Genomic DNA, 24068 nt, shown 5'->3' on the forward strand with positions numbered 1-24068 from the left:
GTTTCCCTCCATTCGCTTCAGTTTCCCAAAAATGAATCAAAGTTGCAATGGGAAGCTGTTTTCCATCATTTTCTATTACATAGAAGAGGAACAATTTATTTAAAATGAAATATCACTGAAATATTATGGAAGAGGAATGAATGCTATAATCAAAAACGTTCCTATAAATAAGAAAAACTATTATAGAATTTAATTTTAACGTAACTGTTATTCCATATAATGCATCGACATACTACTAGAGAAAAAGAGGGAATACTACATGAAAAAAACGTTCGCGTCGCTCATCGTTTCCGCATTAGTTCTTTCATCAGCACCTCATTTTGCAGCAGCTGACGATTTAAGTGAACAGAAAGCTAAAAACGAACAACAGCAACAAGACAATGCTAAAAAACAAAAAAACTTAGAGTCTTCCGTTAATCAGGAGGGTCAAAAAATTTCTAAGACGCAACAAGAAGTCAATCGATTAGACGAAGCCTTGAATGAAAAGATCTTTGCTGTCGAAACGAAAGATCGTCAAATTAAGGCGACGGAACGAGAAATCGTTCAACTTGGAAAAGAAATCGAAAAGTATAAAGCGAAATTAAAACGCCAAGAAAAACTACTTGGGGATCGTCTTCGTGTCATGCAAGAAAATGACGGGAACTCGATTAAATGGGAAGAAGTCATTTTTGGGGCAAAAAACGTCGGTGACCTCGTTAGCCGTGTCATGGCCGGAAAATCGATTTCAAAGCAAGATGATAAAATGATCACGGATTATCAAAATACGCAAAAGCAATTAGCGGATGCACAACAAGAAGTGAAAGACAAGAAAGCACAATTGGTTGTTGAAAAGCAAGAATTGAAACGCCAACAAGCAGAACTTGAATCGCAATTAAAAGAGCGAAACAAACGCTTAAAAGAATTACGTAAGAAAAAAGAGAAATTTGAAACACAATTGATGGATGCAAAAGAAGTCCAGCAAATTCTGATTGCTCAAGAAAAAGCGATTGCAGCTGAAAAGGCAGCACGTGAACGTGAAGCACGTATCGAAAAAGAGCGTCAAGCTCAAGCAGCACGTGAAGCAAAAGCGCGAGCAGAAGCTGAAGCAGCTCAAGCAGCGGCTCAAAAAGAAGCTGAGCAACAAGCAGCTAAAGAAGCAGCGGCTCAGCAGGCAGCACAAGAGAAAGCGTCGCAAGCAGCGAAACCTTCTGGTTCGACGAAACAATCGACTCCAAAAGCATCTACACCTGCGCCAGCACCAGCTGCGCCAGCACCAGCTGCGCCAACACCGTCAGCACCTGCGACACCTAAACCGTCACCATCATCCGGTGGTCTGTTCATCCATCCAACGGTTGGGGCTGTCACGCAAGGCTATGGCTCAGCAGGTGGAGAAAACGGTTATACGTTCCATAACGGGATCGACTTTGGTGGTCCGGTTGGAACTCCAATCGTTGCAGCTGCAACAGGAACAGTCATTACAGCATCAGGTGGTGGTCCTTACGGAAACCACATCATGATTGCTCACCAATTAAACGGTAAAACGTACACAACATTGTATGCTCATATGAGCGCACTCAATGCTCACGCAGGTCAACGCGTCAGTCAAGGTGAACAAATCGGTTTACGTGGAAGTACTGGGAATTCAACTGGTCCACACTTACACTTTGAAATCCACGTCGGTGGATACAGCTATAGTGCAACTGGTCCAGCTAGCTCAGTGAACCCAATGACGATGTTTTAAACAGTAAAGAATCGTTGCTTATGCAGCGGTTCTTTTTTTGCGATTTTCAAAAAATAAATGATTATATTACAAAAAAACGTTTTCATTTGAAATGTAAATGAAATTTTTTTGAAACGATTAGGGTGCTATAATCTATTTCAGATATGAGAGAAACTTGAATACTATAATAAAATATGAAAAACATAAGTGAGGAAAACGATATATGCTAAAAAAACTAATTTCTACCATTGTTTTAGGAGCATTACTTATAACAGGAACACAACCAATTGCGGCAGCAACGATCAAAGAAAAAAAGGCTGAAAATGCCGCAGAACAACGTAAATTAGAAAAAGCAATTAAAAAACAAGAGTCGAAAATTTCGAAAGAACAACGTCAAATCAATCGAATCGATGCAGCGATCAACGAAAAGATTTTTCAGATTTCCGAAAAAAATAAACAAATCGAGAAATTGAATTTGCGAATTGATGAATTAAAAGCAGACATCGTTCGCTACGAAGAGATGTTGAAAAAACAAGAAGAACTACTCGGTGATCGTCTACGTGTCTTCCAAGAAAACGATGGAAACTCAATCAAATGGGAAGAAGTCATTTTTGGATCGAAGGATTTAGGTGATTTATTTAGTCGTGTCATGGCAGGGAAAAAAATCGCGGAGCAAGATGATAAAATGATTTCGGATTACATCGCAACCCAACAAAAGCTAGCGGAAGCAAAACAAGCGCTCGTTGAAAAAAAGGCGGAGCAGGTTGAAGAGAAGAAAACATTAATCGAACAAAAAAAAGCGTTGAAAGTTCAAATGAAAGAACGCAGTGCTACGCTTAAAAAATTACGAAAAGGTAAGACGAAGTTTACGACAGAACTTCTAGACGCGAAAGAACTACAAGCCACACTTGAAGCTCAAGAACGTGCGATTGCGGCAGCGAAGGCAGCAGCTAAAGTAGCGGCTGAAAGAGCAGCAGCCGAGAAAGCAGCAGCTGAAAAAGCCGCTAAAGCGAATGCTCAAGCAGCAAAACAAGCAGGTAAGAGTTCAGAATCACCTACTTCAGTTGCCCCACCCGTTGTTTCGAGCGGTGGGAAATTCGTTCGTCCATCTTCTGGTGGCGTATCACAAGGGTTTGGACCAGCAAGCGGTGCGAACGGCTATACGTTCCATAATGGTGTCGATTTCAGTGGTTCGGTCGGCTCACCAATCGTCGCAGCAGCAGCTGGAACGGTCATTACAGCTTCAGGTGGTGGGCCTTATGGAAATCACGTCATGATTTCTCACTTCCTTGACGGGAAAGTCTATACGACAGTCTACGCTCATATGAGTTCATTATCTGTTCATGCAGGACAAACAGTTTCTCAAGGTCAGCAAGTTGGAACACTTGGTAGTACTGGGAATTCAACAGGACCACACTTGCATTTCGAACTACATGTCGGAGGCTATCAGTACAGTGCCTCTTCTCCTCTGAATGCAGTTAATCCATTAGCATACCTATAATTCAAAACGAGCTTCGGCTCGTTTTTTTCTTGCCGCTATGCTACAGTTAAGGCGAAATGAATACTTGAGCAACTAGGGGAGCTGGAGGAATCCGGCTGAGAGGAAAACCAATCTGTTTTCGACCCTATTACCTGAACTGGATAATACCAGCGTAGGAAAGTTGAGCCGAACGGATACCGAAATGGTTGGATAACGATTTCGTATAGCGTCGACTGCTTTTTTACAGCGGTCGACGCTTTTTTTGTCGGTAACAACTCCCTTACATTGCTCGATGGAAAGGTGAGAAAAATATGAAACATGTATTGACGATTGCGGGATCTGACTCCGGTGGTGGAGCTGGAATTCAGGCAGATTTAAAGACATTTTCGGCATTGGGCGTTTATGGGATGAGTGTTTTGACGGCGGTAACGGCTCAAAATACACTGGGCGTTCAAGCAGTAGAAGAGTTATAATCGGAAATCGTTGATGCCCAATTAGCTTCAATCTTTTCAGATATTCGTGTGGATGCTATCAAAATCGGTATGGTCTCGAATGCACAAACGATTCACGTCATTGCAACACATCTTCGCAAACAGACAGTTCCGATCATACTAGACCCTGTCATGGTCGCAAAAGGCGGGCATGCCCTATTGCGGACGGAGGCAGAGGAAGCACTAATCGCGGAGTTACTGCCACTTGCGACACTCGTCACACCAAATTTACCGGAAGCAGAGCGCTTAACAGGGCAGTCAGTTACTAATCTAGAGGAGATGCGACTGGCGATGCATCAGTTGGCTATGAAGACTGGAGCCGTCTTGCTAAAAGGTGGACATCTACCGGGAGCTGCCACGGATTTATTATGGGACGGGCAAGAGGAATACCGTTTCACATCAGATCGGTTAGATAATCAACATACTCATGGAACAGGCTGTACCTTATCTGCAGCGATTGCGGCACGGATGGCACTTGGAGAAGCTTTACCGGACAGTGTACGTCAGGCCAAGAAGTATGTTACAGAGGCGATTCGTCATGGATTTGCTCTCGGACAAGGGATTGGACCGACACATCATTTTCATTCACTTTGGAGGGATACACATGTTTACGACCATTCTTAAACACAAACCACTCATTCATCATTTGACGAACACAGTCACGATCAATGATTGCGCCAATGTCACACTCGCCGTTGGCGCATCTCCAGTCATGGCGGAGGATATTCGCGAAGTGGAAGAGATGGTTCGACTTGCGCAAGCTCTTGTCTTGAACATTGGAACAATTGATGCAGACATGCAAGCAGCTCAACGACTCGCCGCAAGCGAAGCGAGACGCTTGAACGTTCCGATCATCCTTGATCCAGTTGGAGCGGGAGCTACATCATTGCGTACGTCCTTTTCAAAAGAATTGAGTAGACTCGGATGTACGGTCGTTAAAGGAAATGCTTCAGAAATCAAGACATTGCTTGGGGAGAATGGACGAACAAAAGGAGTCGATGCTGCTAGTGATGAGATCATGGATCGAGAAATCATTCGTGCATTCGCTCGTAAACAAAAGTCCGTCATTGTCGTCACAGGTCCAATCGACTACATCACGGATGGCATGCGCGAAGTGGAACTACAAGTAGGTACGCCGCGTCTCGGAGACGTCACAGGTACGGGGTGTATGACAGCTTCTTTGATTGCGAGTTTTCTTGGTGCAGGATATTCTGCGTTTGAGGCAGCAGTCCACGGAACATTTATCATGGGAAAAGCAGGAGAACAGGCAGCATCAGAAAAAGGTCTAGGTAATTTCAAACGAGAGTTGTTCAATGCAATCAGTCTGATGACGGAGCAAGATTTGATGGAGGTGGTAGAACATGTCAATTGATTATTCCATTTATGCGGTGACAGATCGTCGATATCATCCGGGAGTTGCAATCGAAACGGTCGTTGAAGAAGCGATTTTAGGTGGTGCAACGATTATACAATTACGGGAAAAAACAGCGCAGGGAAAGGAATTCTTCGAACAGGCAGTCCGGTTAAAGAGATTGACGGATCGTCATGATGTTCCTTTGATTATCAATGACCGAATTGATATTGCGTTACTTGTCGGAGCTGGTTTGCATATCGGACAAGAAGATATTCCTCTAACCGCAGCGCGACGTCTCTTACCGAACACTGTGATCGGCGTATCGGTAGCAACCGTCGCGCAAGCGATTGAAGCAGAACGAGATGGAGCATCTTATTTAGGTGTAGGTTCTCTATTTGCGACGTCATCGAAAGCAGACGCCGACTCGATGTCACACACGATGCTTCAAGCGATTCGCGAAGCCGTGCGCTTACCTTTAATCGGCATTGGTGGAATTACGGCAACGAATGTCGCTTCTCTTCCTATCCCATTAGAAGGATATGCGGTCATCTCGGAAATTTTTGCTAAAGAAGATCGACGACGTGCTGCACAACATATGACAGATGCTGTATGGGAATGGCATCAATCTCTTCAGAACAGGGTATAATCCGTTCAGAGGTGATTGTATTGAAATGGCAGACGATCCGTTTTCGGGGCTATTGGATCCGGTATCGATTGGAACCACAAATCATTCGCGTGGATAATCGGGGGATCTACCATTTGGGGAAAATTTTATTTCCGCGTCCTAATCGTGTATCTTATGAAATGGCTCTCTTGCTGAAGGAAAAGTATGAAAGACGCTACAAACGTCCGTTGTATATCAAGACAAGTTCGATCGCTACAGAAATTTGGGGACACACCCACTTAGACATCTATTATCGAATACTGCTTCGTCTCCCGATTCCTTCTCGATTACGTAAGCGTTATAGGAATCGATTGGAGAGTACGAAGATCATCGATATCGGTGTACGTGCGGTCGATCAAAATCGAATCGTTTGGGATATCGGTGATTACGTAGGGGGATGGTTTGTATTTTGGCTCATTCGTAGGCGGATGCGCTGAACTTGCAAATGTCCTGTTTCTCATGGTGCAATATAGAAATAGAAACGAGGTGACGGACATGGACATTCCCCGTTGTGAAACGATTGCTATTGATGAACAGCGTGCGTCTGAGATTGGACAAGTCGTTGATACGATTCCGACGCTTGAAATCGGAAAATTATTTAAGATCCTTTCAGATGCGACACGACTACGAATCGTTTATGCGTTGACGATCGAAGAGGAATTGTGCGTTTGTGACGTCTCTGCTTCTGTCGACTGCTCGATTGCGACAGCATCTCATCATCTTCGCTCCCTGTTGAAACAAGGGCTCGTCAAGTTTCGTAAAGATGGAAAAGTCGTGTATTATTCTTTAAATGACCATCATGTGTCGTCGCTTGTTCATATGGCGATGGAGCATGTACAAGAGGGAAAAGCAGTATCTGAATAATTTTTAGAGTAAACGAAAAGCGCAGCTTTGGCTGCGCTTTTCGTTTACTCTAAGGACGATTCGTCTGACTTGTTAGGTGCGAACCGGTGGGAAAAAAAGATCGTCGCACTAATTAATAAAAAGGACAGAATAGAGAGACTGAGACACATCCATTTATATGTAGCGACTAAAGTATCTGATTGTTGTAATTTTGCTTGAAGTGTCTTATACAAATCATCTTTCACACGAGATAAGTCCTCGAGAATCGTTTGTGTCGTTTGCGTCGTTTGTTTGGCAAGGCGCTTTGCTGCCGTTGGACTCTGACGCTCATAGACGACGAATACTCGTTCAATCTCGGACTCCCAGACATTATTGCGACGTAGTAAATCCTTGATTGCTCCTGGCGTGGTCGACGATTGATTTAGACTGTTTCGTAAATCATGAATTTTAGAAGTAGAAAAGTAATACTGTTCGAGATAACGACTATCTTCATACAATAAAAGACCACGCACCGCATTGGCACGATCTCGGTTATGTTCAACCAACTGGTCCACTTGATTGATTAACGGTATGTCATGATCCTTCATTTGCTCTGTTATCGTTGCAATCGTCCGATAACCGGATAGGGCGTAAATGATTGGGATAGAAGCGAATAAACTGATCAAAAGGATCAGCAGAATACGCTGACGCCAAAGTGAGTGCATGCAATCATTCCTTTAAATAAATAGACATGTCATAAGCTTAACTACTATCGCAAAAAAAGTGAAGCCTGTCCATTTTTTGAATAGGGAGAAGAAAGTAAAAAAATCAGTATTCCTAATAAAAAAGCAGGAAAGCTGGTGCAATACGAGAAGCTGTTTTAAAGTAAACGAAATAGAAAAAGCACAGCTAGGCTGCGCTTGAGTTTAAAACGAATACGAATGTTCCTTATAATTCCCAAAAACAGTATGGATTTCTGAGAACGTAACGAACGCGTTAGGTTCGACAGAAGAAACGATTTCTTGCAAACGGACGATTTCATTATTTTGAACGACGACATAGACCATTTTCTTCGTTCGGTTGGAGTATCCTCCCCGTGCATCAAGGATCGTCACACCGCGACCAAGTTCTTTTGTGATGACTTCATTTATTTCATCCGCCTTTTCGCAAATAATGATACATTGCTTAGAAGCGGAATAAAAACTGTAAACCGTTTGAAGAGCTTTGGCGCGAACGAAGCTCATGATAAGAGCATACATAACGTGTTTCAAATCGAAGACCCACCATACCAAGATATAGATGACAAGATCTTGCATCAGAAATATGCGAGGAAGTGGCCAATTATGAAAACGAGCAAAGAAAAACTTTCCAAGAATATCGAGTCCACCAGTCGATGCGCCACCAAAGAAAATCAATGCCATCGCAAGACCAGAGACTAGACCGGCAAAGATGGAGGCAACAAGCGGATCATTCAACGACTCGGGAACGATCTGAGTCGGAACCCAGTCGATTAAAAAAGAAGAGGCAACGACAATGATGCCAGATAAGAACATGAATCGCTTTCGTAAGAAACGGAAACCTAAAAGGAAGAGGGGAATGTTTAAGAGCAATTGGGTTAATCCGATTGGGGTGTGGAAAAGCTCTTGAATGACAAGCGTGATCCCCATGATACCACCTGATCCGATATCATTTGGAGATAGTAGTAAGCTGATGTACAAGGAATACAGCAACGTACCTATGATTAAAAAACTGATTTTTTCAACTCTCTTTTTCTGTGGGTGTGTTGTAGTCATGGCATTATGATGAGTGACCTCATGCTCCTCCTTCTGTGAGTATCTGCCTGCAAGAGTACGCCCATATGCATAAAATTTCAACCCTTCTTATGAAAAAAGATGAAAAAGGGTAAGTTTTTTTAGGAAGGTGATGAAAATGAAGAAAACATTCTTGATTATAGGCTGTATTTGTTTAGGCGTATTGGTAGGGATTCGTCTTTTTCAACAACCAGACGAAGAAAACCAACGATCTATTTGGCATGATGGTGATCTCGTAGCGAGACAAGTCGGTGCTTCCATAATGAATACGGTAGCTGTTCGCCAATTAGCTGAACAACTCCCGTTTTCATCAGAATTAAAACAGGTAGATGTCGAAGGAGAGTCGTTACGGCTCGCTTATGACGTCACAGGCAAAGAACGGCGTGCTTGGATCGGGACCGATACTGGTACATTACAAATGAATCAGGATTTCTTGAACGCTCGCTTATCAAAAGTACTTATGCATCATACGCTCGTTTTATTTTCGACGATTCCTGACTTGACCAATCTTGAAATTCACTATACCGATCCCTATTCGAAAGCTGATTTTAAGATAGATCGTAGCGCGTTCGACATCTATACACCATCTGACATCGAACGCGCTACGTCATCGTCTGGACGTTTTAATCGTGTCGTCATCGATGGATATGTGCTTGATGCCTCCAGACGACAAACCTTTTTCGAGCATTTCGCATCAGGATTTTCGATTCAAACTAATTAATTGTATAAAGCAAGAAAAGGCATTTTTCACAATCTCGACACAATGATATCGTTTACATCTCGTTCTTTTATGAAAACGATAAAACAGGTCTATTCAAGACTTGAACATCTCTTAAGATGGAAGTATCATAATAAATGAACAAACATTGTGAAGTGTTGAACAAAAGAAAGAGAGGTTTCTACAATGAACGAGGTAGAAGCATTAGAAGGATTACGGAATAAAGCAATCAAGTCGACGCGTATGCTACAACTGCGTCCTCTCGAATACTTAGTTCGTGCCATGTTAGCGGGGATATTCATTGGATTTGCAATCATTTTTACCTTAAAAGCAATTAACGGGCTGTATATGGCAGAATCACCTGTCGCAACACTTGTCGGTGGATTGACGTTCGGAGTGGCACTCGTCTTGATCGTCTATGGCGGTGCAGAACTGTTTACAGGGAATACGATGTATTTCACGACGGCAACGATGCGCGGCTATACAACGAATATGGATACGATGAAGGTCTGGCTGGTTTGTCTGATCGGAAATGGGCTTGGAGGATTAGCATTCGCATTCCTCTTCTCTCAAACAGGCATCTTACAAGAACTTGGAATGAACAATTGGCTGTTTGCTGTATCGGAAACAAAAATTCATCATTCGACGTGGGAAATCTTTACTCGGGCGATCTTCTGTAACTGGATGGTCTGTTTAGCGATCTTCATTCCGAAGAACATGAAGAATGAGTTAGCGCAGATCATGATGATGATGGTACTTGTAGCAGTCTTCTTCGCATCAGGATTTGATCATGTCATCGCAAATATGGCATTGTTCTCTATCGCATTAATCGTACCACATCCGGATACGATTACGTTTGCAGGAGCCATGCACAATCTGTTACCGGCTTTAGCTGGGAATATCATCGGTGGAGCAGTCTTCATGGGAATGATTTATACGTGGTTGAATAAAGAAAAACTAGAAGTAGATGAATCACGTCAATCTACGGCACCGGTTCATATCGCTTCTAAACAAAATGCATAATGAAAAAGCAGCTGTCGCGACAGCTGCTTTTTCATTCATTCCATATGTTGAAAGCGATCAACATCTGCGGCGAGTTCTTCGTAAATGGTCTCGACGATTTGTGCGTCATCAAAAAGTCCGAGGACGTTATCGTCCGGTAAGGCGTCAACAGGAGACGTAAAGTACAGAACTGCCGTTAGCAATAATTGTTCTTGCTCTGCATGCATCTCGAATTTTTTCTGATAGAGGGCACGAAGCATTTCGAGTAGTTGTTTTAATTGGAAATAAAGGACGAGTTCTGCCTCGCGTTCGATATCAGAACTTTCCGTAGACGCGATATCCTGTGTCAGATGTGCGAGTCCAATTTCTGCTCGAATCAACAATTCTTGTTGTGCTTTTTCATCACCGACGAGATCGAGTGCCTGTCGGTGAAAATACGTATAAGCTGATTTAAAATCTCCGGGTGTGAATTCCATGATGATGCCTCCTTCTCTTCTCTTTCTAGTTTCGCCTTATTTCTTGCAAAATTGCAACTATTTCGTGAAAATAAAGATACAAGAAAGGGGATTACATAATGCCGACACAAGCAGAATTACAACAGTACGCGTCTTTAGCAGTGCGTACCGGGATCAATCTACAGCCAGGACAACAACTTGAGGTGCGAGCGGGAATCGAGAATTTACCACTTGTTCGCGAAATCACACGTGTAGCATATGAAGTAGGTGCTACGCAAGTATATGTACAATGGTCAGATGATGAGATGACGAAAATCCGTTATTTTGATGCACCAGAAGACTCGTTTGATACATTTCCGGATTGGTTAAAAGCACGTTACGATCAGCTTGCAGAAGAAAAAACAGCATTCTTATCGGTCGTCAGCGAAGATCCAGATTTATTAAATGGTGTTGATTCAAGTCGAATCGCGCGTGCGAATAAAGCAGCTGGTATTGCTCTCGCCAATTGGCGAAAGTTCGTCATGAGTGACAATGTCAGCTGGTGTGTCGTAGCAGCACCTTCTGAAAGCTGGGCGAAGAAAGTATTCCCTGATGCAGAGGAACCGATTGAGGAACTGTGGGCAGCTATTTTGAAGGCAACACGTGCTGATCAAGCGGATCCGGTTGCTGCATGGGCGGATCATGATCATAATCTGCGTTCAAAAGCGAAATTCCTGACAGAGAAGAAATACAAAACATTGCATTATAAAGCGCCAGGAACAGAGTTATCAATTGAATTACCAGAACGTCACGTTTGGTTAGGTGGCGGTGGTCCGAATGCAGATGGTGTTGATTTTATCGCGAATCTGCCGACTGAAGAAGTGTTCACATTACCGAAGAAGACAGGTGTTAACGGTCATGTCTCGAGTACGAAACCACTCAGCTACAGTGGTAACTTGATTGATGAATTTACTCTTTGGTTCGAGGACGGAAAAATCGTCAAAGCGGAAGCGAAACAGGGGCAAGAAGCATTGGATGATTTAATTTCCCTCGATGAAGGTGCCCGGTATCTCGGAGAAGTCGCGCTCGTACCACATCGTTCTCCGATTTCTGATTCAGGTATTTTATTCTACAATACGTTGTTTGATGAGAATGCTTCGTGCCACTTAGCAATTGGTCGTGCGTACTCGACGTGTCTTGAAAATGGTCCCAGTCTTTCAGCGGAAGAACTAGAAGCACAAGGTGCGAACGACTCGATGACGCATGTCGACTTCATGATTGGATCCGCGGATCTATCAATTGAGGGAGAACTTGCGGACGGGACGCGTGAATCAGTCATGCGTGACGGAAACTGGTCGATCTAAACGAATAAAAAGGTGAGTCCGAATACTGGGCTCACCTTTTCTGATTAGATTATTATCATGCTTCTTCCCCAATGATTTTTACTTCTGTCTCAAGTAAAATACCAAATTTTTCTTGGACGGTTTCTTGTACATGGCGAATGAGTGCAATGTAGTCAGATGCTGATGCGTTTTCGACGTTGACGATAAAACCGGCGTGTTTCTTTGATACTTCAGCACCACCGATGCGTGTTCCTTGGAGTTCACTATCTTGAATCAATTTACCCGCAAAATAGCCTTCTGGACGTTTGAAGACACTACCACAAGAAGGATATTCGAGAGGCTGCTTTGTTTCTCGTTTATGCGTTAGATCATCCATGACTTCCTTGATCAATGCTGGATCACCCTCTGTCAAAGCAAATCGTCCTTCGAGAATGATGTATTCTTTCTTTGAGAAACAACTCGTCCGGTATCCCAGTTCGAGCTCATCATGCGAAATGTTCAACAGATCCCCTTGTCGTGTCAAAACAGTGGCGCTATGAAGGCAATCTTTGACTTCTCCACCGTAGGCGCCCGCATTCATGATCAACGCGCCACCAATCGTTCCCGGAATCCCGCAAGCGAATTCAAGACCACTCAGTTGATGCGCATACGCAACACGAGACGCCTCGATGATTGCTGCGCCACTTTGAGCGACGAGTTCATGTCCTTCGACCGAAATGTCGGTTAACTTTTCAAACGAAAGAACGATACCGCGAATACCGCCATCACGTACGACGAGATTCGATCCGTTCCCGAGCAATGTCAAAGGGATGCCTCGTTCGTAAGCATATCTTACGACAAAAGCCGTTTCTTCATAAGACGTTGGGATGATGAAGAGATCAGCGATTCCTCCCATTTTTGTATACGTATGATATTTTAAAGGTTCATTGATCAGTACAGATTCTTTTGAAATGCCTTCATATAGCCCTGTCATTACTTGTTCAGTCATCATGGTCTCAGTCCTTTTCATAAATTCCTATCCAGCGCTTATGCGCTCAAAATATATTTTAACATTAATTGTGCAGTCGTTGTTCAACATACTGTTCCCAAAATACCGACTTATGCCGGGAATTGCAAGCACTAGGGAGTGAATGTCATCGATTAGTAATGAAAAACATCGCACAGGTAGAATAATAGGGAAGAGGAATGAAGGGAAAAGAACTCGGGAAAAGAAACATATAGAAGGAGGCGATGAGGATGGAAAGTGAACGATTATGGATGCGACCATTCGAAGAAGCGGATTTCAGCTTTTACAAGTCACTTGTTCAAAATGAGCAAGTCATGCGCTATATCAATGGTGGCGTTGCTCTGAGTGAAGATGAGGCACGAGAATGGTTCGATCGACAATTGGAACGATACTCGGATGAACGACAAACTGGTTTTTTGCTGTTATTCAAAAAAGAAACGAATGAACCAATCGGTTTCGCTGGATTATTGATGCAGGAAGTGGATGGAAAAGAAGAATTAGAAGTCGGTTATTGGCTCGAACCGAAGCACTGGAAAGTCGGTTATGGTCGTGAAGCAGCGAAACGTCTAATGATGGAAGCGTTTAATCGAGGGCATGATCGAATCATCTCGATCATTCATCCCGATAATCGTTCTTCTCAAAATGTCGCTCGCGCAAACGGTCTGAACTGGGAAAAAGATACGATTTTTAAAGACATTCCGGTCACGATCTATGCTGGACAATTATCACGACTTTGTCGTAACTAAAGAGGAGAGTTTTTATGTACGCATTCGCATTTGAGTCTTTTCATCACATGACACCCGATACGTTATATGCATTGTTGAAATTACGAATGGATATTTTCGTCGTTGAGCAGGAGTGTGCATATCCGGAACTAGATGATCAAGATCAACAAGCCACACACCTGATCGTACGTAACGAAAGCGGTCAAATCGTTGGATGTCTTCGGATATACAACCATCCGACAAAAGGATTAGCGATTGGCCGGGTTGCCGTTCATCGTACTCACCGATCAGTTGGATTGGCAAAACAAATGATGGAGAAAGCGATGGATTATTTGCAGGAAAAAGCTACGATCTACTTACAAGCGCAAGCGCACTTAGAAGGGTTTTACGGGTCATTTGGTTTCGAAACTGTATCCGAACCTTATTTAGAGGATGATATTCCACATGTAGATATGCAGTTTTACGCAAAGGATTCTAAAAAAGACTTCACGTCGTCGAAGGATAAACCGATGAATAAGTAGAATGAACTTTTCTCGGAGGTGGATCAGTCATGAAGAAAGTGCTGGTCATTTGCGCGCTTAGTTTAATCGGTATCCTCTCTTTAGGAGTCGGTATTTCGTATGCTCAATTGCAAGGGAATTACCGTGATTCTGAGCAAGAATTGATGACGATTTTAGAGCGACAACATGATTTATCGGCTTCCTCCTTTCTTGAAGTGCATGCCTCCTTTTCTTTACAGCATCGGCAAATCATACACGTCCGCCTTCGTGGCGAGCCTGCCATCACATACGAATTCATCCAACCAAAGGATGAAATCGAATATTATGGATCTGTCGGAACAAGTGTTGAAAAGACAGGGAAGCACGATGACGTCTTTCGAAATGCTCATCTAAAAGTCGGGGAAAAATAAAAAAATGGAGGATCTTCCGGAAACAACGAAAGATCCTCCATTTTTTGCTTTTAAGACGATCGGATATTGCGTACACTACGAAGAGATACTGGAATGAGGAGGTCGAGGGAATCATGTGGAAACCCTTTACGAAAAATCAATCAATTGCTCCGGCGTTGCAAGCCTTTCGGGAACTTGACGTTGAGATGTTTCGGACGCACGTTGCTCAACTGAACGATGCGGAACAACGTGCCTTACAATTCATTAAACGATCGATAGAGCAGGATTCACCTGCTCATTTAGAACTAGCACTGGAGATGAAACAACCGTTCAGCGAAATCGATCGTCTGTTCCAAACGCTTGTCGCGTGTCAAAATCGTCAGCAGTTACTCGAGATGCTATTAGCGCACGGTCTTGACGTCAATCAAGTCTACACACTTGAGGGTCATCGCTCCATCGTCCGGCAGCCGCTTCACTTTCCTGTAGGTCTTTATGCGGCGCGTCATCCAGAGCTATGGACACTTGTCGCTACAAAATTGGACGTTACCTACACAATGCATCTTCAACGCAGTGATCAATTCATGGAGACGCATGAATTAAATCTGCTTGATCTCGTCTTATTACTTGATATCGAAGAAGAATTGACGATTCGAGTGCTGGATCAGCTGAGCGAATGCAAAGCGACCGTTGGGCTAGCAGAACGATTACAGCGCCCGACTTCACCGTTGTTGTTCAAAACAATTGAGGCAAATGCCTATCTTCCGACGTTCGTTTATGCGAAACATTACTTTCCATTCTATGCGTTGATTGGACGGCAAACGACGCTCTTTCCATCTTTATTAAAACGTGTGATGCAAGAGCCTGTTGCATCTGAAATCTGTAAGGATGCCTTGCTTGCTTTCCATAACCATCATCCTGGACTTGCTATGACAATGGGAGACGTCTATATCGAACAGTTATTCGGGATGGGTCTGGTGCTTCGTGACGTGGGGGACGTTGATTTTAGAAAAATGGATGCGGAGTATGTGTTACCTGAATACAGAGAGGTCGTCGATCGGTTAAACGATTAACGGGGGATGATCTGTACTAAATGTATGCCAATAAGAGGTTAACTGGATATCGCAAAACATCGTGGGACGATATAGTCGTAATACGTCTTGCTGTGTTGAAAGAAAAAAGACTTCAAACGTTTGAATGTTCGAACGTCGTAGCTTTTCCTGAAACGTATGGAGTATGCGACTTCCGTAGCCTTGACGTCTCAGCCCAGGTAGACAGGTGATTTCAAGAAGACGAATGTTCGGACCGAGTTTTTGAAATAAGAGTGTACCAACGATCAATTGCTTATCATAGACTAAATAAGGAACAGCTTTTCGCCTGATTAACTTTTCTAAATCAGCAACACTGTGAGGGAAGAAGTGGGTGGATTCTTTGAGGGCGTCGTTACGAAGAGCCAGATACGTATCTTGATTGCGTTCATGAACAGCTTTCAAACGCAATGTGGCAGGTTGTCCGTCTGATAATCCGATCAAACGAAATTGTTCGGCATATAAACTGTAGCCAAGCTCTTTCCAAATCGAGGTTACAGAAAGGTCATGTGGTGGAGAAACTTGTACGTGAATTTGTCGACACCCTTGCCGAAGGGCATGTGTGTGTAATGAAATGGCGAGACGACGGAAGGCTTGAATATCATGAAAAGCTCCGTTCGTTAAACGAACGACATCATGTACGACATGATAGCCAAGTGTCGCCTGGATCTGACCAGACTCGAGGTAAATCCATTGACACTCTTCAAGAGGCTGAAAAAATGAAATATCATACGGCTGTTGATGAGAATGTAGAAGTTGATGGACGTGTCGTCTTTGAACATGAGACAATTGACCGTAATACACGATAGGCAAATTAAATTCCTCCTTTAAGAAAGTGAAGATGGTTGCATCTCACTTTTATTTTACAGGAAATAAAAGGTATTTATATCTTTTGTTTCAAATAAAAAGTAGATGGATTCCTGAAGATAAGAAAGAATCGAGGCAAAAATATCATGAAGTATTTTTGGATCATCATTGGGTTATCAGGATTTCTAATCAGTGCGGATACATTGACAGTAGAAGCACGTGATTACGATGAACCGGGCGTGAGTAGTTCGACGACGTATGGTAATTATGGAACGGAAGACCATATCATCGTTGATCGAAAAGAACCAATTTATGAAGGATTCGATTCACCAAACGATATGGCATTTTTATTTGCCTGTATTGCTTTACTGGCAACGGTTGGACTTGGAATCGTTAATGCTTCTGATTGAGATGAATCTGCTCTGAGCCACGAGAATACAAAAAAGCAAGTGACGCTGTCCGTCACTTGCTTTTTTGTATAGTATGAGTGGTTAGGAAGAGAAGGACCTTAAAAATGAATACGTTTTTTACGTCCGACGCGCTCCATACGATCATGCTCTTGTTCTAGTCCAGCGCGCTCGAGGAGGTCGAGATAATAACGAAAAGGAGTCGAACGATGCGAAAAGTAAGGAATATATTCTGTGAACAGCATTGTCTCCGCTCGTTCTAAGGCTCGTAGTGAAATCAGGGCATGCAACTCTGCAAAGCGAATTTCTTGATAAGTGGATAAAGCATCTGCATCGATTCGGACATGTGACTGTAGTTTTTTTGCATGCACGTTCAAGCAATTGATATAGGCTTCTTGGTGTTCTGCTGTCTCACAGTGGGCAAGTACGGCAAGTAAAAGATCACTGCGTTCGGTATCAACGTCCATTGGAACTTTCAAGGCAGTATAGAGCGCGCGTTCCATCCACTCGATGCCATGACTATCATTTTTATAATAACCGACTAATTCTTGAAAAAAATCGACTTGTGAGACTTTTAATAGTCGAAAAGGATCGTTACTTAAAAATAAAGGTTCTTCTCCGGCAGCTGACGAAAGAAGAAAGAAAAACTCCTCAAAGGCAATCTGGGTTCCATTTTTGCGATGTGCATAATGGCGTAAATGCTTCAGCAAACGTTTTGCGGTAATATACCAATTCTTTTGTTCGCGAAGCGGTACGATTGGGTTTGGCTCAAGGTACTGTAAGTCGTATGCCAATTGGATGAACCGATCTGTCTGTGCGATGGTTTGTTCGACGGTCGGTTGTTCCTGTTCTTTTTGCAAATCCTTATACTTCACGAACTGTGTCAACATGGCGTCAAACTCTTTCTCTTCGATGACTTGTCTCGGAAGTTGACGATAGATTTCGACGATGATGTCGCGAAGGGTCGTATCGCCATACTGTTCCAATAAAAGACGTAGTTTCCGTATTCTCATGATCGACCTCCTTCGCCAAAAAAGCACAGTACAACACTATTCATTTCCCGCTTTTTTCATAAACCGAACCTCTTCATTTGCGCTTTTTAGTCAGAGACGACTATCTTAAATAAGAAGACTCATTACAGAAGGGGACAATTACTCATGAATGAAACCATTCAACATTTACTCAACCACCGGTCAATCCGGAAATTCAAACAACATCAATTAGACGAAAAGACAATCGAGACACTTGTTAAAGCAGCGCAGGCTGCATCGACATCTTCTTATCAGCAAGCCTATGCGATCATCGGTGTCGAAGATGAAGAATTGAAACGACAACTAGTCGACGTTGCAAGTGGTCAACAATACGTGGCAGAAAATAGTTATTTCTTTGTATTTTGTATGGATTACCACAAACACATGTTAGCAGCAGAACTAGCAGGGGGGGATGTAAGTCGGACGATCGAGACGACAGAAGCACTTGTTGTGGGGGCTGTTGATGCGGGACTCGCTGCTCAAAATTTAGTCGTAGCTGCCGAGTCGCTCGGATATGGAACAGTCTATATCGGTTCACTGCGTAATGATGCCCGTCGTGTCAGCGAGCTCTTACAACTTCCTGATCACGTCGTACCATTATTCGGAGTCGCAGTTGGTCTTCCGGATCAGCAACCTGGTAAAAAACCCCGCCTTCCGATGGATGCGGTCTTCCACCGGAATACGTATACTGATGACGATACGATGCGTGACTTACTGGCACAATACGAAGAGTCGACGTCATCGTATTACGGAGAACGGACCGGTGGTCAACGGACAGAAGGGTGGGTCAAACAGATGGCTGCCTCGATGCACGAACCGAAACGGACGTATCTCCGCGAATTCTTGAAAGAGAAACAAATCGCAAAAGATTGATACGGAGGTATCTGAATGGCAGAACATCAACCACAGCGCTCCCGCTTGGAGCGACGACGCTTAGAACTAGAAGAGCAAGCAAAAGAAGAGGCATTTTCGTCGGAAGAGTCGATTGCTCATGAACCACTTAAGGGACAGCAGGGAACAGAAACGTACCATCGATATGTTGAAGAGCAACGACGGGACCAAAAAAGTACATCGCGTCGTTCTAAAAACAGCGTACTGAAACAGGTCGTACAGATGATCGGGAGCGCAGGCTCGCGATTGTTTTCTAATCAAGAACGCTCGAGACGTTCGAGAAAGACTGGGCGATCAGAGCAATCCGTGCAAAAAAAACCTGACGTATCTTCAAAAGAAGCCTATCCTAAAAAAATCAAGAAAAAACGTCGTTTTAAACGAAAGCTTCTTGGATTGTTTTTGCTGTTGCTCATCGCATTCGTTCTTTTTGCCTCACAACCCTTCACGTTTTTATTGATCGGTAGTGACGCACGACCTGGAGAATCGTTACGCGGGTCACGTTCAGACTCCCTGTCGGTTATGCAATTCATTCCACTTTCTCGAACGATTCAGTTGACATCGATTCCTCGGGACACGTATACACCGATTTCCTGTGAGAATGGAAAGAAAGATAAAATCACACATGCTTTTGCCTTCGGTGGAGAAGAATGTACACAAGATGCCGTTTCTGGTCTACTCGATGAAGACATCGATGGAAAGATCGTCATCTCCTTCGATAGTTTCATCGGATTAGTTGATCAAATCGGCGGAATCGATCTTGTATCGACAGGAACGTTCTCCGAGCAGGATGCGAGTGGGAAAGCAAATCAGTATTCATTCCAGAAAGGAAAGGAATACCATATGGATGGTGCAATGGCACTTGCCTATTCGAGACACCGTAAAACGGACAATGACGGGGCACGCGCCAATCGTCAGTCGGAAGTCATCCAAGGCGTCGCGACGCACTTGTTGAAGCCAACTGGATGGTCGAAAATTCCGGCAGCGCACACGTATATGAAAGAAGAGATGAACCTCGATTTAAGTGTTCGTGAGATGGCAACAGCAGGTTTATCGATCGCCTTGATGTCAGAACGGAAACACTATGAAATTGAAGCCGTCAGTCAGCGACTGAATGGTATTTTCTATGACTTACCGAATGAGAAGGCACTGCAAGAACTACGTGATCGTCTCGATACGACGTTTTATGGTACCTTGAAGAACTAAAGGGGAGGGGTTTCCTTCCGGTCATTGCGGGTATAAATTGATGTACGTTGCTCCTTTGGTGGATCGTGTTAGGTCATCTCCGAAAGTAACGATTTTTGGACATGACATCATGACATTCCACGAAGGTGACTAACTTATCGAGGAGGGACCCCCCATATGAAAGTACTAGTTGTAGGTGCATCCGGTACGATTGGAGCGCGCGTCGTCAAATCGCTTGCCAAGGGTCATCAGGTCACGGTCATCGTTCGTCACGAACATCTGGTGGAACGATTCGAAAAACTCGGTGTCAAGGCACATTACGTCGATATTGAAACAGAACTCGAAAAAGTCATTGAACATGGAGTCGCAGGACAGGATGCAGTCATTTGTGCGGCGACCGCAGGAGTAGACGGCGAAGCAACGGAAATTGAACTGCTGGATCGGACAGTTGCCTTAAAAACGATCGATGCAGCTAAAAAAGCGCGTGTACGTCATTTCGTACTATTAAGTGCGTACGGTGCAGATCGACCTGAGCAATTTAAAAAGGATGTCTATCCGTTCTATGCTGCTAAGAATGCGGCTGAAGAGCAGATTGAACATAGCGGTTTGACGTATACGATCATTTGTCCCGTTGCCATCACGACTGGTGAAGGGCGCGGTTTGATTGAGGCAGATGAAGATTTGAAAGATACAAAGGATGCAACGATTTCGGAAACAGATGTCGCATCGATTCTCGTTGCTTCCGTTGATAATCGGTCAGTATTCAATCGACGTCTAGAAGTCAAGGAAGGGAAGACATCCTTGAATGAGGCCTTAGGCGGAACCGAGGCAGTCGGTAGCGTCAAAGATAACCGTCAAGTCAAAAAACAATTACCACGTTTTAACTAATCATTTAAAGAGCGTATCTAAATAAAATGAGGCGAACTCTTTTCTGTTTACAAAACAGAAGAGTTCGCTTTTTTGTTGATAAAAGAAGACGGTCGAAAAGAGGAAGTCTGCTACACTTAACGAAGAAGGAGGGGATTAGATGTGAAAAAAATGTTGATCTATCTGATCCTAGCGATCGCTATCATCGGCATTGCCTATCAAGGTTATCAAACATACGATGCGAAGCAAAAGAAAGTAGAACAACAACAAAAACAAGCATCGCAAGGTGGTCTAGAGGTAGGGATGAAAGCCCCGAATCTATCCTTGCGTCAAGAAGGAAAAACAATCGATCTAGACGAAATTAATCATGATGTCTTTGTTATTAATTTTTGGGCGACGTGGTGTCCACCTTGCAAACAAGAAATTCCAGAACTAAATGCCTTTGTACGACATACGAATATACCTGTTTATGGCATCAACGTCACGACATCGGAGCGGCGTGTTTCAGATGTTGCCGATTTTCTGAAGCAGACACCTGTTGAATATTCCGTGTTGTATGATCGAACAGGAAATTCAGAAGACGCCTATCGTCTCGTAGCAATGCCCGCAACCTATGTATTAGATCGTAAAGGAACGATTCTTGCAAAACATGTCGGTCCTGTGACGGAACAGATGTTAAAAGAGATGGTGAAACGAACAGGAGGATGACAATGGAACTCCTATGCGACAACTGCTCCTTTCAACAAACATTTCAACTCGGTCAACTAGATGGGTGGCCGACGTTTCCTGCTGTCTTGACGCAAGGAGTTGAAGCGTTCATGACAGGTCTGCCGCTTTGGTTCGTACCGTCGATGCATGAACCGGTCTTACAGCGGACGTATGTGGACGACTGGAATCGTTTTCGTTTAATCCAATACTATCAGCTACATCAAGCAGAAGTAGCGGATGATTGGGTACCGTACCAATTAGACTTATATCATTGTCCAACATGTCACCAGTTTTCAAATCGATTTTGGTGTGCTTTATTTTTGCAATTGGATGTCGTACAGCCACAGTATGTGTGTCCAAACGATCAAACAATATTAGAACGAATCGAAATATCTGATGTCCATCAGTACCCTTGTCCGTCGTGTAGTCACCATTCCCTATATGTTCGTCGTTAAAGCGAAAAAGCCATTCGTTTCATGAAGGACTGATGAGAGAAATTTTTCTCTATAGTCGATGCATGATACCGAATGGCTTTTTATCGATCATCAGCCCATTTGCCGAAACGAAAACGTTTGAAAGGAAGAGGGTGATGAATTGCTGACATCTAACGTATAAGTCGTACCGTCAAAAATAATTGTATCGCCTAATCTTGCTTCAGGTGGTAAATAACGTCGTGGAATGAAGCTTGAACCATTTTCCCACAGTAGAACGGCATATTTACCATCAAGTCGCTCCAGCGTACCACGTTTGATCATATTAACTCCTCCCACAATTACATCGAAGTCGTTCCTCGATCGAACAGGAACGTACTCTCTCTCTATCATTCTCTGTAATTTTTATTCTTATGTTTGGTATATTCCCAGTTCGTTTCATCTTTACACATAATTCTTTAAAAAAACGTGATTCCAAGCCGTTTTCGTCGTAATTCGGACGTAATTAACTGGAAATAAAAGCGATAGTGGCAGAAAAAAAGATCCGATATGTCATATCGGACCTCTAATATGAAATAGACTTAAGAAGCGAGGGACTGTTTCGTTTCGACTTTAGTCGGACGAAGGAAAGCAAGTAAGAACGTAAACAATGGTGAAAGAAGTAAAAAGAATGCGAACGGGATGTATTCCGTTACCGGAACACCTAGTGTTGAAGCGAAGAATGCTCCGGAAACTCCCCACGGAATGAGTGGATTGACGAGTGTTCCTCCATCCTCTAGTGAACGAGAAAGGAAACGTGGATCAATCTGACGTTCTTCAAAAACCCGTTTAAATGCTTGTCCTGGCAATAAAATCGACAAGTACTGTTCTCCAGCCATCACGTTGACACCGATGGAAGATAAGGCAACAGCAGAGATGATACTTCCATCGCGTTTGAGTCGTGAAACGGTCCGTTCAATGATGACATCGATGACACCGATGCCGCGTAAAACACCACCGAAAGCGAGTGCGAGCATGACGAGGGAAACGGACCACATCATTGATTGCAAGCCACCCTTACTGATGATTGCTGCGACGGTTTTACTAGAAGATTCTAGTTTTAAACCGTTTTGAATGATGGCCATCCAATTTGAAACGTCCCAATTTCCTTGAACGAGACCTGTTAACAATAGACCACTTAAGACACCAGCTACAAGTGTCGGGATGACCGGCATCTTACGCAATGCTAGAACCATGACAAGTAAAGGAGAAAGTAGCGTCCATGGTGATAGATGGAATAAGCGGGCTAATTCCTCTTGTGTCGTTTGAACAGCAGATGAATCGACAGTACCACTACTACGTCCAAAGATGAAGAATAAGATGAACGTAATCGTGATAGCAGGAATCGTCGTTCCCATCATGAAACGAATATGATCAAATACGGTAACGTTGACGATTCCCGGTGCAAAGTTCGTCGTATCTGACAAAGGTGACATCTTATCTCCAAAACACGCGCCACTGATGATAGCACCTGCTGCAAGTGCGGGATTGACACCTAACGCGATTGCGATTCCCATTAAGGCAACACCAACCGTACCGATCGTCGTAAATGAACTGCCTGTAAAGGTCGAAACGACCATCGCAATGAGAAGGGCGCTCGGTGCGAACCAAGTCGCCGAAAGAGTGGATAAACCAAAGTGAAGAAGGGTCGGCACTGCGCCACTCATCATCCAGACTGCGATCGTTATGCCGACGAGTAACATGATTAAGATTGGTTTAATCGCTTCCCGAATACCTTGAATCATATGATGTTCAACGTCTTCGAACTTAAATCCACGATAAACAGCATATCCTGAGACGAAAATAAGACTGGATAAGATGGCAAGATGCGGTTCGGCTTTAGCACCGAATAACGCGGACAATAAGATGATGATGCTGATTCCTAGGATAGCTGCGGATTCACGGAATGACATGCGCATGCTTCCACCTCCTTAAAAGAATATGGATAGATGATAGTCCTCTGTTGCTAACACGCTTTTATGCATGAAAGCAATGAACAAACGTAATCTTAACGAATAATAACGTTGGCGTCAACTATAAGAGATTCGCCAATGAATTAGAAAAGAGTATAAATGTGACGATTTTTTGTCGTAAACGCTTTCTTTTTTTCTTTAAATCTTGCACAATAGGAAGTATCAGATGACATTTTTGTGAACGATGAGGAGGATACATATGTTTACAA

Annotated in this window: 27 protein-coding genes, 1 pseudogene and 1 riboswitch; of the genes and pseudogenes, 20 read left to right on the forward strand and 8 right to left on the reverse strand. The window is 43.4% G+C overall.

Annotated features, from left to right (window positions below):
* Window positions 1–259 precede the first annotated feature (259 nt).
* From ACY2IG_RS03070 to ACY2IG_RS03100, 7 genes and pseudogenes are all read left to right on the forward strand, one after another.
* Window positions 260–1720 (forward strand): murein hydrolase activator EnvC family protein, encoded by a 1461-nt coding sequence (locus ACY2IG_RS03070; protein WP_290754057.1) that lies wholly within the window; start codon window positions 260–262, stop codon window positions 1718–1720.
* A gap of 202 nt (window positions 1721–1922) precedes the next feature.
* Window positions 1923–3200, forward strand: a complete 1278-nt coding sequence (locus tag ACY2IG_RS03075; protein ID WP_290754054.1) for a murein hydrolase activator EnvC family protein — start codon at window positions 1923–1925, stop codon at window positions 3198–3200.
* A gap of 64 nt (window positions 3201–3264) precedes the next feature.
* A riboswitch (TPP riboswitch) is annotated at window positions 3265–3375 on the forward strand.
* 115 nt (window positions 3376–3490) lie between these two features.
* A pseudogene (gene thiD, locus ACY2IG_RS03080) lies at window positions 3491–4294 on the forward strand (bifunctional hydroxymethylpyrimidine kinase/phosphomethylpyrimidine kinase).
* The gene (thiM, locus tag ACY2IG_RS03085; RefSeq protein WP_035412483.1) at window positions 4275–5042 is read left to right on the forward strand and encodes a hydroxyethylthiazole kinase; all 768 of its coding nucleotides are present in this window, start codon (window positions 4275–4277) and stop codon (window positions 5040–5042) included. Before thiD ends, thiM begins: the two are co-directional and overlap by 20 nt.
* Window positions 5032–5670 carry a thiamine phosphate synthase gene (gene thiE / locus ACY2IG_RS03090; RefSeq protein WP_035412485.1) on the forward strand — a complete coding sequence of 213 codons (639 nt, stop codon included), beginning with the start codon at window positions 5032–5034 and terminating at the stop codon, window positions 5668–5670. The genes thiM and thiE overlap by 11 nt, the downstream gene beginning before the upstream one ends.
* 11 nt (window positions 5671–5681) lie before the next feature.
* Window positions 5682–6125: a hypothetical protein gene (locus ACY2IG_RS03095; RefSeq protein ID WP_308102369.1), complete on the forward strand. Its 444-nt coding sequence runs from the start codon at window positions 5682–5684 to the stop codon at window positions 6123–6125.
* Between the two features lie 58 nt (window positions 6126–6183).
* Window positions 6184–6552: an ArsR/SmtB family transcription factor gene (locus ACY2IG_RS03100; protein ID WP_462618353.1), complete on the forward strand. Its 369-nt coding sequence runs from the start codon at window positions 6184–6186 to the stop codon at window positions 6550–6552.
* A gap of 44 nt (window positions 6553–6596) precedes the next feature.
* Here the strand turns inward: ACY2IG_RS03100 and ACY2IG_RS03105 are convergent, their stop codons facing one another.
* Both ACY2IG_RS03105 and ACY2IG_RS03110 read right to left on the reverse strand, forming a co-directional pair.
* The gene (locus tag ACY2IG_RS03105; RefSeq protein WP_035412493.1) at window positions 6597–7235 is read right to left on the reverse strand and encodes a CHASE3 domain-containing protein; all 639 of its coding nucleotides are present in this window, start codon (window positions 7233–7235) and stop codon (window positions 6597–6599) included.
* A 201-nt stretch (window positions 7236–7436) separates the two neighbouring features.
* Entirely contained in the window at window positions 7437–8303 is an 867-nt protein-coding gene (locus ACY2IG_RS03110) for a YitT family protein (protein ID WP_462618354.1), read from the reverse strand.
* Window positions 8304–8439: 136 nt separating this feature from the next.
* Between ACY2IG_RS03110 and ACY2IG_RS03115 the strand changes: the two genes are divergently transcribed.
* Complete coding sequence (locus ACY2IG_RS03115) at window positions 8440–9042, forward strand: hypothetical protein (RefSeq protein WP_308102370.1); 603 nt, start codon at window positions 8440–8442, stop codon at window positions 9040–9042.
* 183 nt (window positions 9043–9225) lie between these two features.
* On the forward strand, window positions 9226–10062 hold the full coding sequence (locus ACY2IG_RS03120) for a formate/nitrite transporter family protein (protein ID WP_308102371.1): 837 nt from the start codon (window positions 9226–9228) through the stop codon (window positions 10060–10062).
* A 35-nt stretch (window positions 10063–10097) separates the two neighbouring features.
* Here ACY2IG_RS03120 and ACY2IG_RS03125 read toward each other — a convergent pair whose 3' ends face one another.
* Window positions 10098–10517: a YkvA family protein gene (locus tag ACY2IG_RS03125; protein WP_035412504.1), complete on the reverse strand. Its 420-nt coding sequence runs from the start codon at window positions 10515–10517 to the stop codon at window positions 10098–10100.
* Between the two features lie 98 nt (window positions 10518–10615).
* On the opposite strand from ACY2IG_RS03125, the gene ACY2IG_RS03130 reads away from it, so the two are divergent.
* Window positions 10616–11839, forward strand: coding sequence for an aminopeptidase (locus ACY2IG_RS03130; RefSeq protein WP_290754033.1), 1224 nt, complete (start codon window positions 10616–10618; stop codon window positions 11837–11839).
* Between the two features lie 55 nt (window positions 11840–11894).
* Here the strand turns inward: ACY2IG_RS03130 and murB are convergent, their stop codons facing one another.
* Window positions 11895–12809 carry a UDP-N-acetylmuramate dehydrogenase gene (murB, locus tag ACY2IG_RS03135; protein ID WP_214856439.1) on the reverse strand — a complete coding sequence of 305 codons (915 nt, stop codon included), beginning with the start codon at window positions 12807–12809 and terminating at the stop codon, window positions 11895–11897.
* Between the two features lie 245 nt (window positions 12810–13054).
* Between murB and ACY2IG_RS03140 the strand changes: the two genes are divergently transcribed.
* The 4 genes from ACY2IG_RS03140 (at window position 13055) to ACY2IG_RS03155 (ending at window position 15508) form a co-directional block, all read left to right on the forward strand.
* Entirely contained in the window at window positions 13055–13570 is a 516-nt protein-coding gene (locus ACY2IG_RS03140; RefSeq protein WP_035412512.1) for a GNAT family N-acetyltransferase, read from the forward strand.
* Window positions 13571–13584: 14 nt separating this feature from the next.
* Window positions 13585–14070, forward strand: a complete 486-nt coding sequence (locus ACY2IG_RS03145) for a GNAT family N-acetyltransferase (protein ID WP_052019161.1) — start codon at window positions 13585–13587, stop codon at window positions 14068–14070.
* A 29-nt stretch (window positions 14071–14099) separates the two neighbouring features.
* Entirely contained in the window at window positions 14100–14459 is a 360-nt protein-coding gene (locus ACY2IG_RS03150) for a hypothetical protein (RefSeq protein ID WP_035412515.1), read from the forward strand.
* Window positions 14460–14572: 113 nt separating this feature from the next.
* Window positions 14573–15508, forward strand: coding sequence for a hypothetical protein (locus ACY2IG_RS03155; RefSeq protein WP_462618355.1), 936 nt, complete (start codon window positions 14573–14575; stop codon window positions 15506–15508).
* On the opposite strand, the gene ACY2IG_RS03160 is transcribed toward ACY2IG_RS03155, so the two are convergent.
* Window positions 15497–16327 carry a GNAT family N-acetyltransferase gene (locus tag ACY2IG_RS03160; protein WP_462618711.1) on the reverse strand — a complete coding sequence of 277 codons (831 nt, stop codon included), beginning with the start codon at window positions 16325–16327 and terminating at the stop codon, window positions 15497–15499. The two genes, ACY2IG_RS03155 and ACY2IG_RS03160, sit on opposite strands and share 12 nt — an antisense overlap.
* A 149-nt stretch (window positions 16328–16476) precedes the next feature.
* On the opposite strand from ACY2IG_RS03160, the gene ACY2IG_RS03165 reads away from it, so the two are divergent.
* Complete coding sequence (locus ACY2IG_RS03165; protein WP_035412522.1) at window positions 16477–16740, forward strand: hypothetical protein; 264 nt, start codon at window positions 16477–16479, stop codon at window positions 16738–16740.
* Window positions 16741–16838: 98 nt separating this feature from the next.
* Here ACY2IG_RS03165 and ACY2IG_RS03170 read toward each other — a convergent pair whose 3' ends face one another.
* Window positions 16839–17750 carry a hypothetical protein gene (locus ACY2IG_RS03170; protein ID WP_329470110.1) on the reverse strand — a complete coding sequence of 304 codons (912 nt, stop codon included), beginning with the start codon at window positions 17748–17750 and terminating at the stop codon, window positions 16839–16841.
* A 144-nt stretch (window positions 17751–17894) separates the two neighbouring features.
* Here ACY2IG_RS03170 and nfsA point away from each other — a divergent pair, with 144 nt between their 5' ends.
* The 5 genes from nfsA (at window position 17895) to ACY2IG_RS03195 (ending at window position 21871) form a co-directional block, all read left to right on the forward strand.
* Complete coding sequence (nfsA, locus tag ACY2IG_RS03175) at window positions 17895–18641, forward strand: oxygen-insensitive NADPH nitroreductase (RefSeq protein WP_214856445.1); 747 nt, start codon at window positions 17895–17897, stop codon at window positions 18639–18641.
* Window positions 18642–18656: 15 nt separating this feature from the next.
* Complete coding sequence (locus ACY2IG_RS03180) at window positions 18657–19862, forward strand: LCP family protein (RefSeq protein ID WP_462618356.1); 1206 nt, start codon at window positions 18657–18659, stop codon at window positions 19860–19862.
* Window positions 19863–20018: 156 nt separating this feature from the next.
* Window positions 20019–20729: an NAD(P)H-binding protein gene (locus ACY2IG_RS03185; RefSeq protein ID WP_035412533.1), complete on the forward strand. Its 711-nt coding sequence runs from the start codon at window positions 20019–20021 to the stop codon at window positions 20727–20729.
* A 150-nt stretch (window positions 20730–20879) separates the two neighbouring features.
* A complete protein-coding gene (locus tag ACY2IG_RS03190) occupies window positions 20880–21416 on the forward strand; it encodes a TlpA family protein disulfide reductase (RefSeq protein WP_462618712.1) in 537 nt (178 codons plus the stop codon).
* A gap of 2 nt (window positions 21417–21418) precedes the next feature.
* Entirely contained in the window at window positions 21419–21871 is a 453-nt protein-coding gene (locus ACY2IG_RS03195) for a hypothetical protein (protein ID WP_035412539.1), read from the forward strand.
* Window positions 21872–21961: 90 nt separating this feature from the next.
* Here ACY2IG_RS03195 and ACY2IG_RS03200 read toward each other — a convergent pair whose 3' ends face one another.
* Both ACY2IG_RS03200 and nhaC read right to left on the reverse strand, forming a co-directional pair.
* Entirely contained in the window at window positions 21962–22171 is a 210-nt protein-coding gene (locus tag ACY2IG_RS03200) for a DUF3006 domain-containing protein (RefSeq protein WP_023467214.1), read from the reverse strand.
* 257 nt (window positions 22172–22428) lie between these two features.
* A complete protein-coding gene (nhaC, locus tag ACY2IG_RS03205) occupies window positions 22429–23805 on the reverse strand; it encodes a Na+/H+ antiporter NhaC (RefSeq protein WP_462618357.1) in 1377 nt (458 codons plus the stop codon).
* Between the last annotated feature and the right edge of the window lie 263 nt (window positions 23806–24068).

This window comes from Exiguobacterium sp. EF_C8 (assembly GCF_054956715.1).

What these genes read in the sequence shown, in the direction of transcription:
- ACY2IG_RS03155 (WP_462618355.1), top strand. Translation starts at nt 14,573, where the DNA reads ATGTGGAAACCCTTTACGAAAAATCAATCAATTGCTCCGGCGTTGCAA.
- ACY2IG_RS03170 (WP_329470110.1), bottom strand. Translation starts at nt 17,750, where the DNA reads ATGAGAATACGGAAACTACGTCTTTTATTGGAACAGTATGGCGATACG.
- murB (WP_214856439.1), bottom strand. Translation starts at nt 12,809, where the DNA reads ATGATGACTGAACAAGTAATGACAGGGCTATATGAAGGCATTTCAAAA.
- ACY2IG_RS03140 (WP_035412512.1), top strand. Translation starts at nt 13,055, where the DNA reads ATGGAAAGTGAACGATTATGGATGCGACCATTCGAAGAAGCGGATTTC.
- ACY2IG_RS03100 (WP_462618353.1), top strand. Translation starts at nt 6,184, where the DNA reads ATGGACATTCCCCGTTGTGAAACGATTGCTATTGATGAACAGCGTGCG.
- ACY2IG_RS03165 (WP_035412522.1), top strand. Translation starts at nt 16,477, where the DNA reads ATGAAGTATTTTTGGATCATCATTGGGTTATCAGGATTTCTAATCAGT.
- ACY2IG_RS03070 (WP_290754057.1), top strand. Translation starts at nt 260, where the DNA reads ATGAAAAAAACGTTCGCGTCGCTCATCGTTTCCGCATTAGTTCTTTCA.
- ACY2IG_RS03190 (WP_462618712.1), top strand. Translation starts at nt 20,880, where the DNA reads ATGTTGATCTATCTGATCCTAGCGATCGCTATCATCGGCATTGCCTAT.
- thiE (WP_035412485.1), top strand. Translation starts at nt 5,032, where the DNA reads ATGTCAATTGATTATTCCATTTATGCGGTGACAGATCGTCGATATCAT.
- ACY2IG_RS03200 (WP_023467214.1), bottom strand. Translation starts at nt 22,171, where the DNA reads ATGATCAAACGTGGTACGCTGGAGCGACTTGATGGTAAATATGCCGTT.
- ACY2IG_RS03125 (WP_035412504.1), bottom strand. Translation starts at nt 10,517, where the DNA reads ATGGAATTCACACCCGGAGATTTTAAATCAGCTTATACGTATTTTCAC.
- ACY2IG_RS03145 (WP_052019161.1), top strand. Translation starts at nt 13,585, where the DNA reads ATGTACGCATTCGCATTTGAGTCTTTTCATCACATGACACCCGATACG.
- ACY2IG_RS03115 (WP_308102370.1), top strand. Translation starts at nt 8,440, where the DNA reads ATGAAGAAAACATTCTTGATTATAGGCTGTATTTGTTTAGGCGTATTG.
- nfsA (WP_214856445.1), top strand. Translation starts at nt 17,895, where the DNA reads ATGAATGAAACCATTCAACATTTACTCAACCACCGGTCAATCCGGAAA.
- ACY2IG_RS03150 (WP_035412515.1), top strand. Translation starts at nt 14,100, where the DNA reads ATGAAGAAAGTGCTGGTCATTTGCGCGCTTAGTTTAATCGGTATCCTC.
- ACY2IG_RS03075 (WP_290754054.1), top strand. Translation starts at nt 1,923, where the DNA reads ATGCTAAAAAAACTAATTTCTACCATTGTTTTAGGAGCATTACTTATA.
- ACY2IG_RS03120 (WP_308102371.1), top strand. Translation starts at nt 9,226, where the DNA reads ATGAACGAGGTAGAAGCATTAGAAGGATTACGGAATAAAGCAATCAAG.
- thiM (WP_035412483.1), top strand. Translation starts at nt 4,275, where the DNA reads ATGTTTACGACCATTCTTAAACACAAACCACTCATTCATCATTTGACG.
- ACY2IG_RS03130 (WP_290754033.1), top strand. Translation starts at nt 10,616, where the DNA reads ATGCCGACACAAGCAGAATTACAACAGTACGCGTCTTTAGCAGTGCGT.
- ACY2IG_RS03195 (WP_035412539.1), top strand. Translation starts at nt 21,419, where the DNA reads ATGGAACTCCTATGCGACAACTGCTCCTTTCAACAAACATTTCAACTC.
- ACY2IG_RS03180 (WP_462618356.1), top strand. Translation starts at nt 18,657, where the DNA reads ATGGCAGAACATCAACCACAGCGCTCCCGCTTGGAGCGACGACGCTTA.
- ACY2IG_RS03105 (WP_035412493.1), bottom strand. Translation starts at nt 7,235, where the DNA reads ATGCACTCACTTTGGCGTCAGCGTATTCTGCTGATCCTTTTGATCAGT.
- nhaC (WP_462618357.1), bottom strand. Translation starts at nt 23,805, where the DNA reads ATGCGCATGTCATTCCGTGAATCCGCAGCTATCCTAGGAATCAGCATC.
- ACY2IG_RS03110 (WP_462618354.1), bottom strand. Translation starts at nt 8,303, where the DNA reads ATGACTACAACACACCCACAGAAAAAGAGAGTTGAAAAAATCAGTTTT.
- ACY2IG_RS03185 (WP_035412533.1), top strand. Translation starts at nt 20,019, where the DNA reads ATGAAAGTACTAGTTGTAGGTGCATCCGGTACGATTGGAGCGCGCGTC.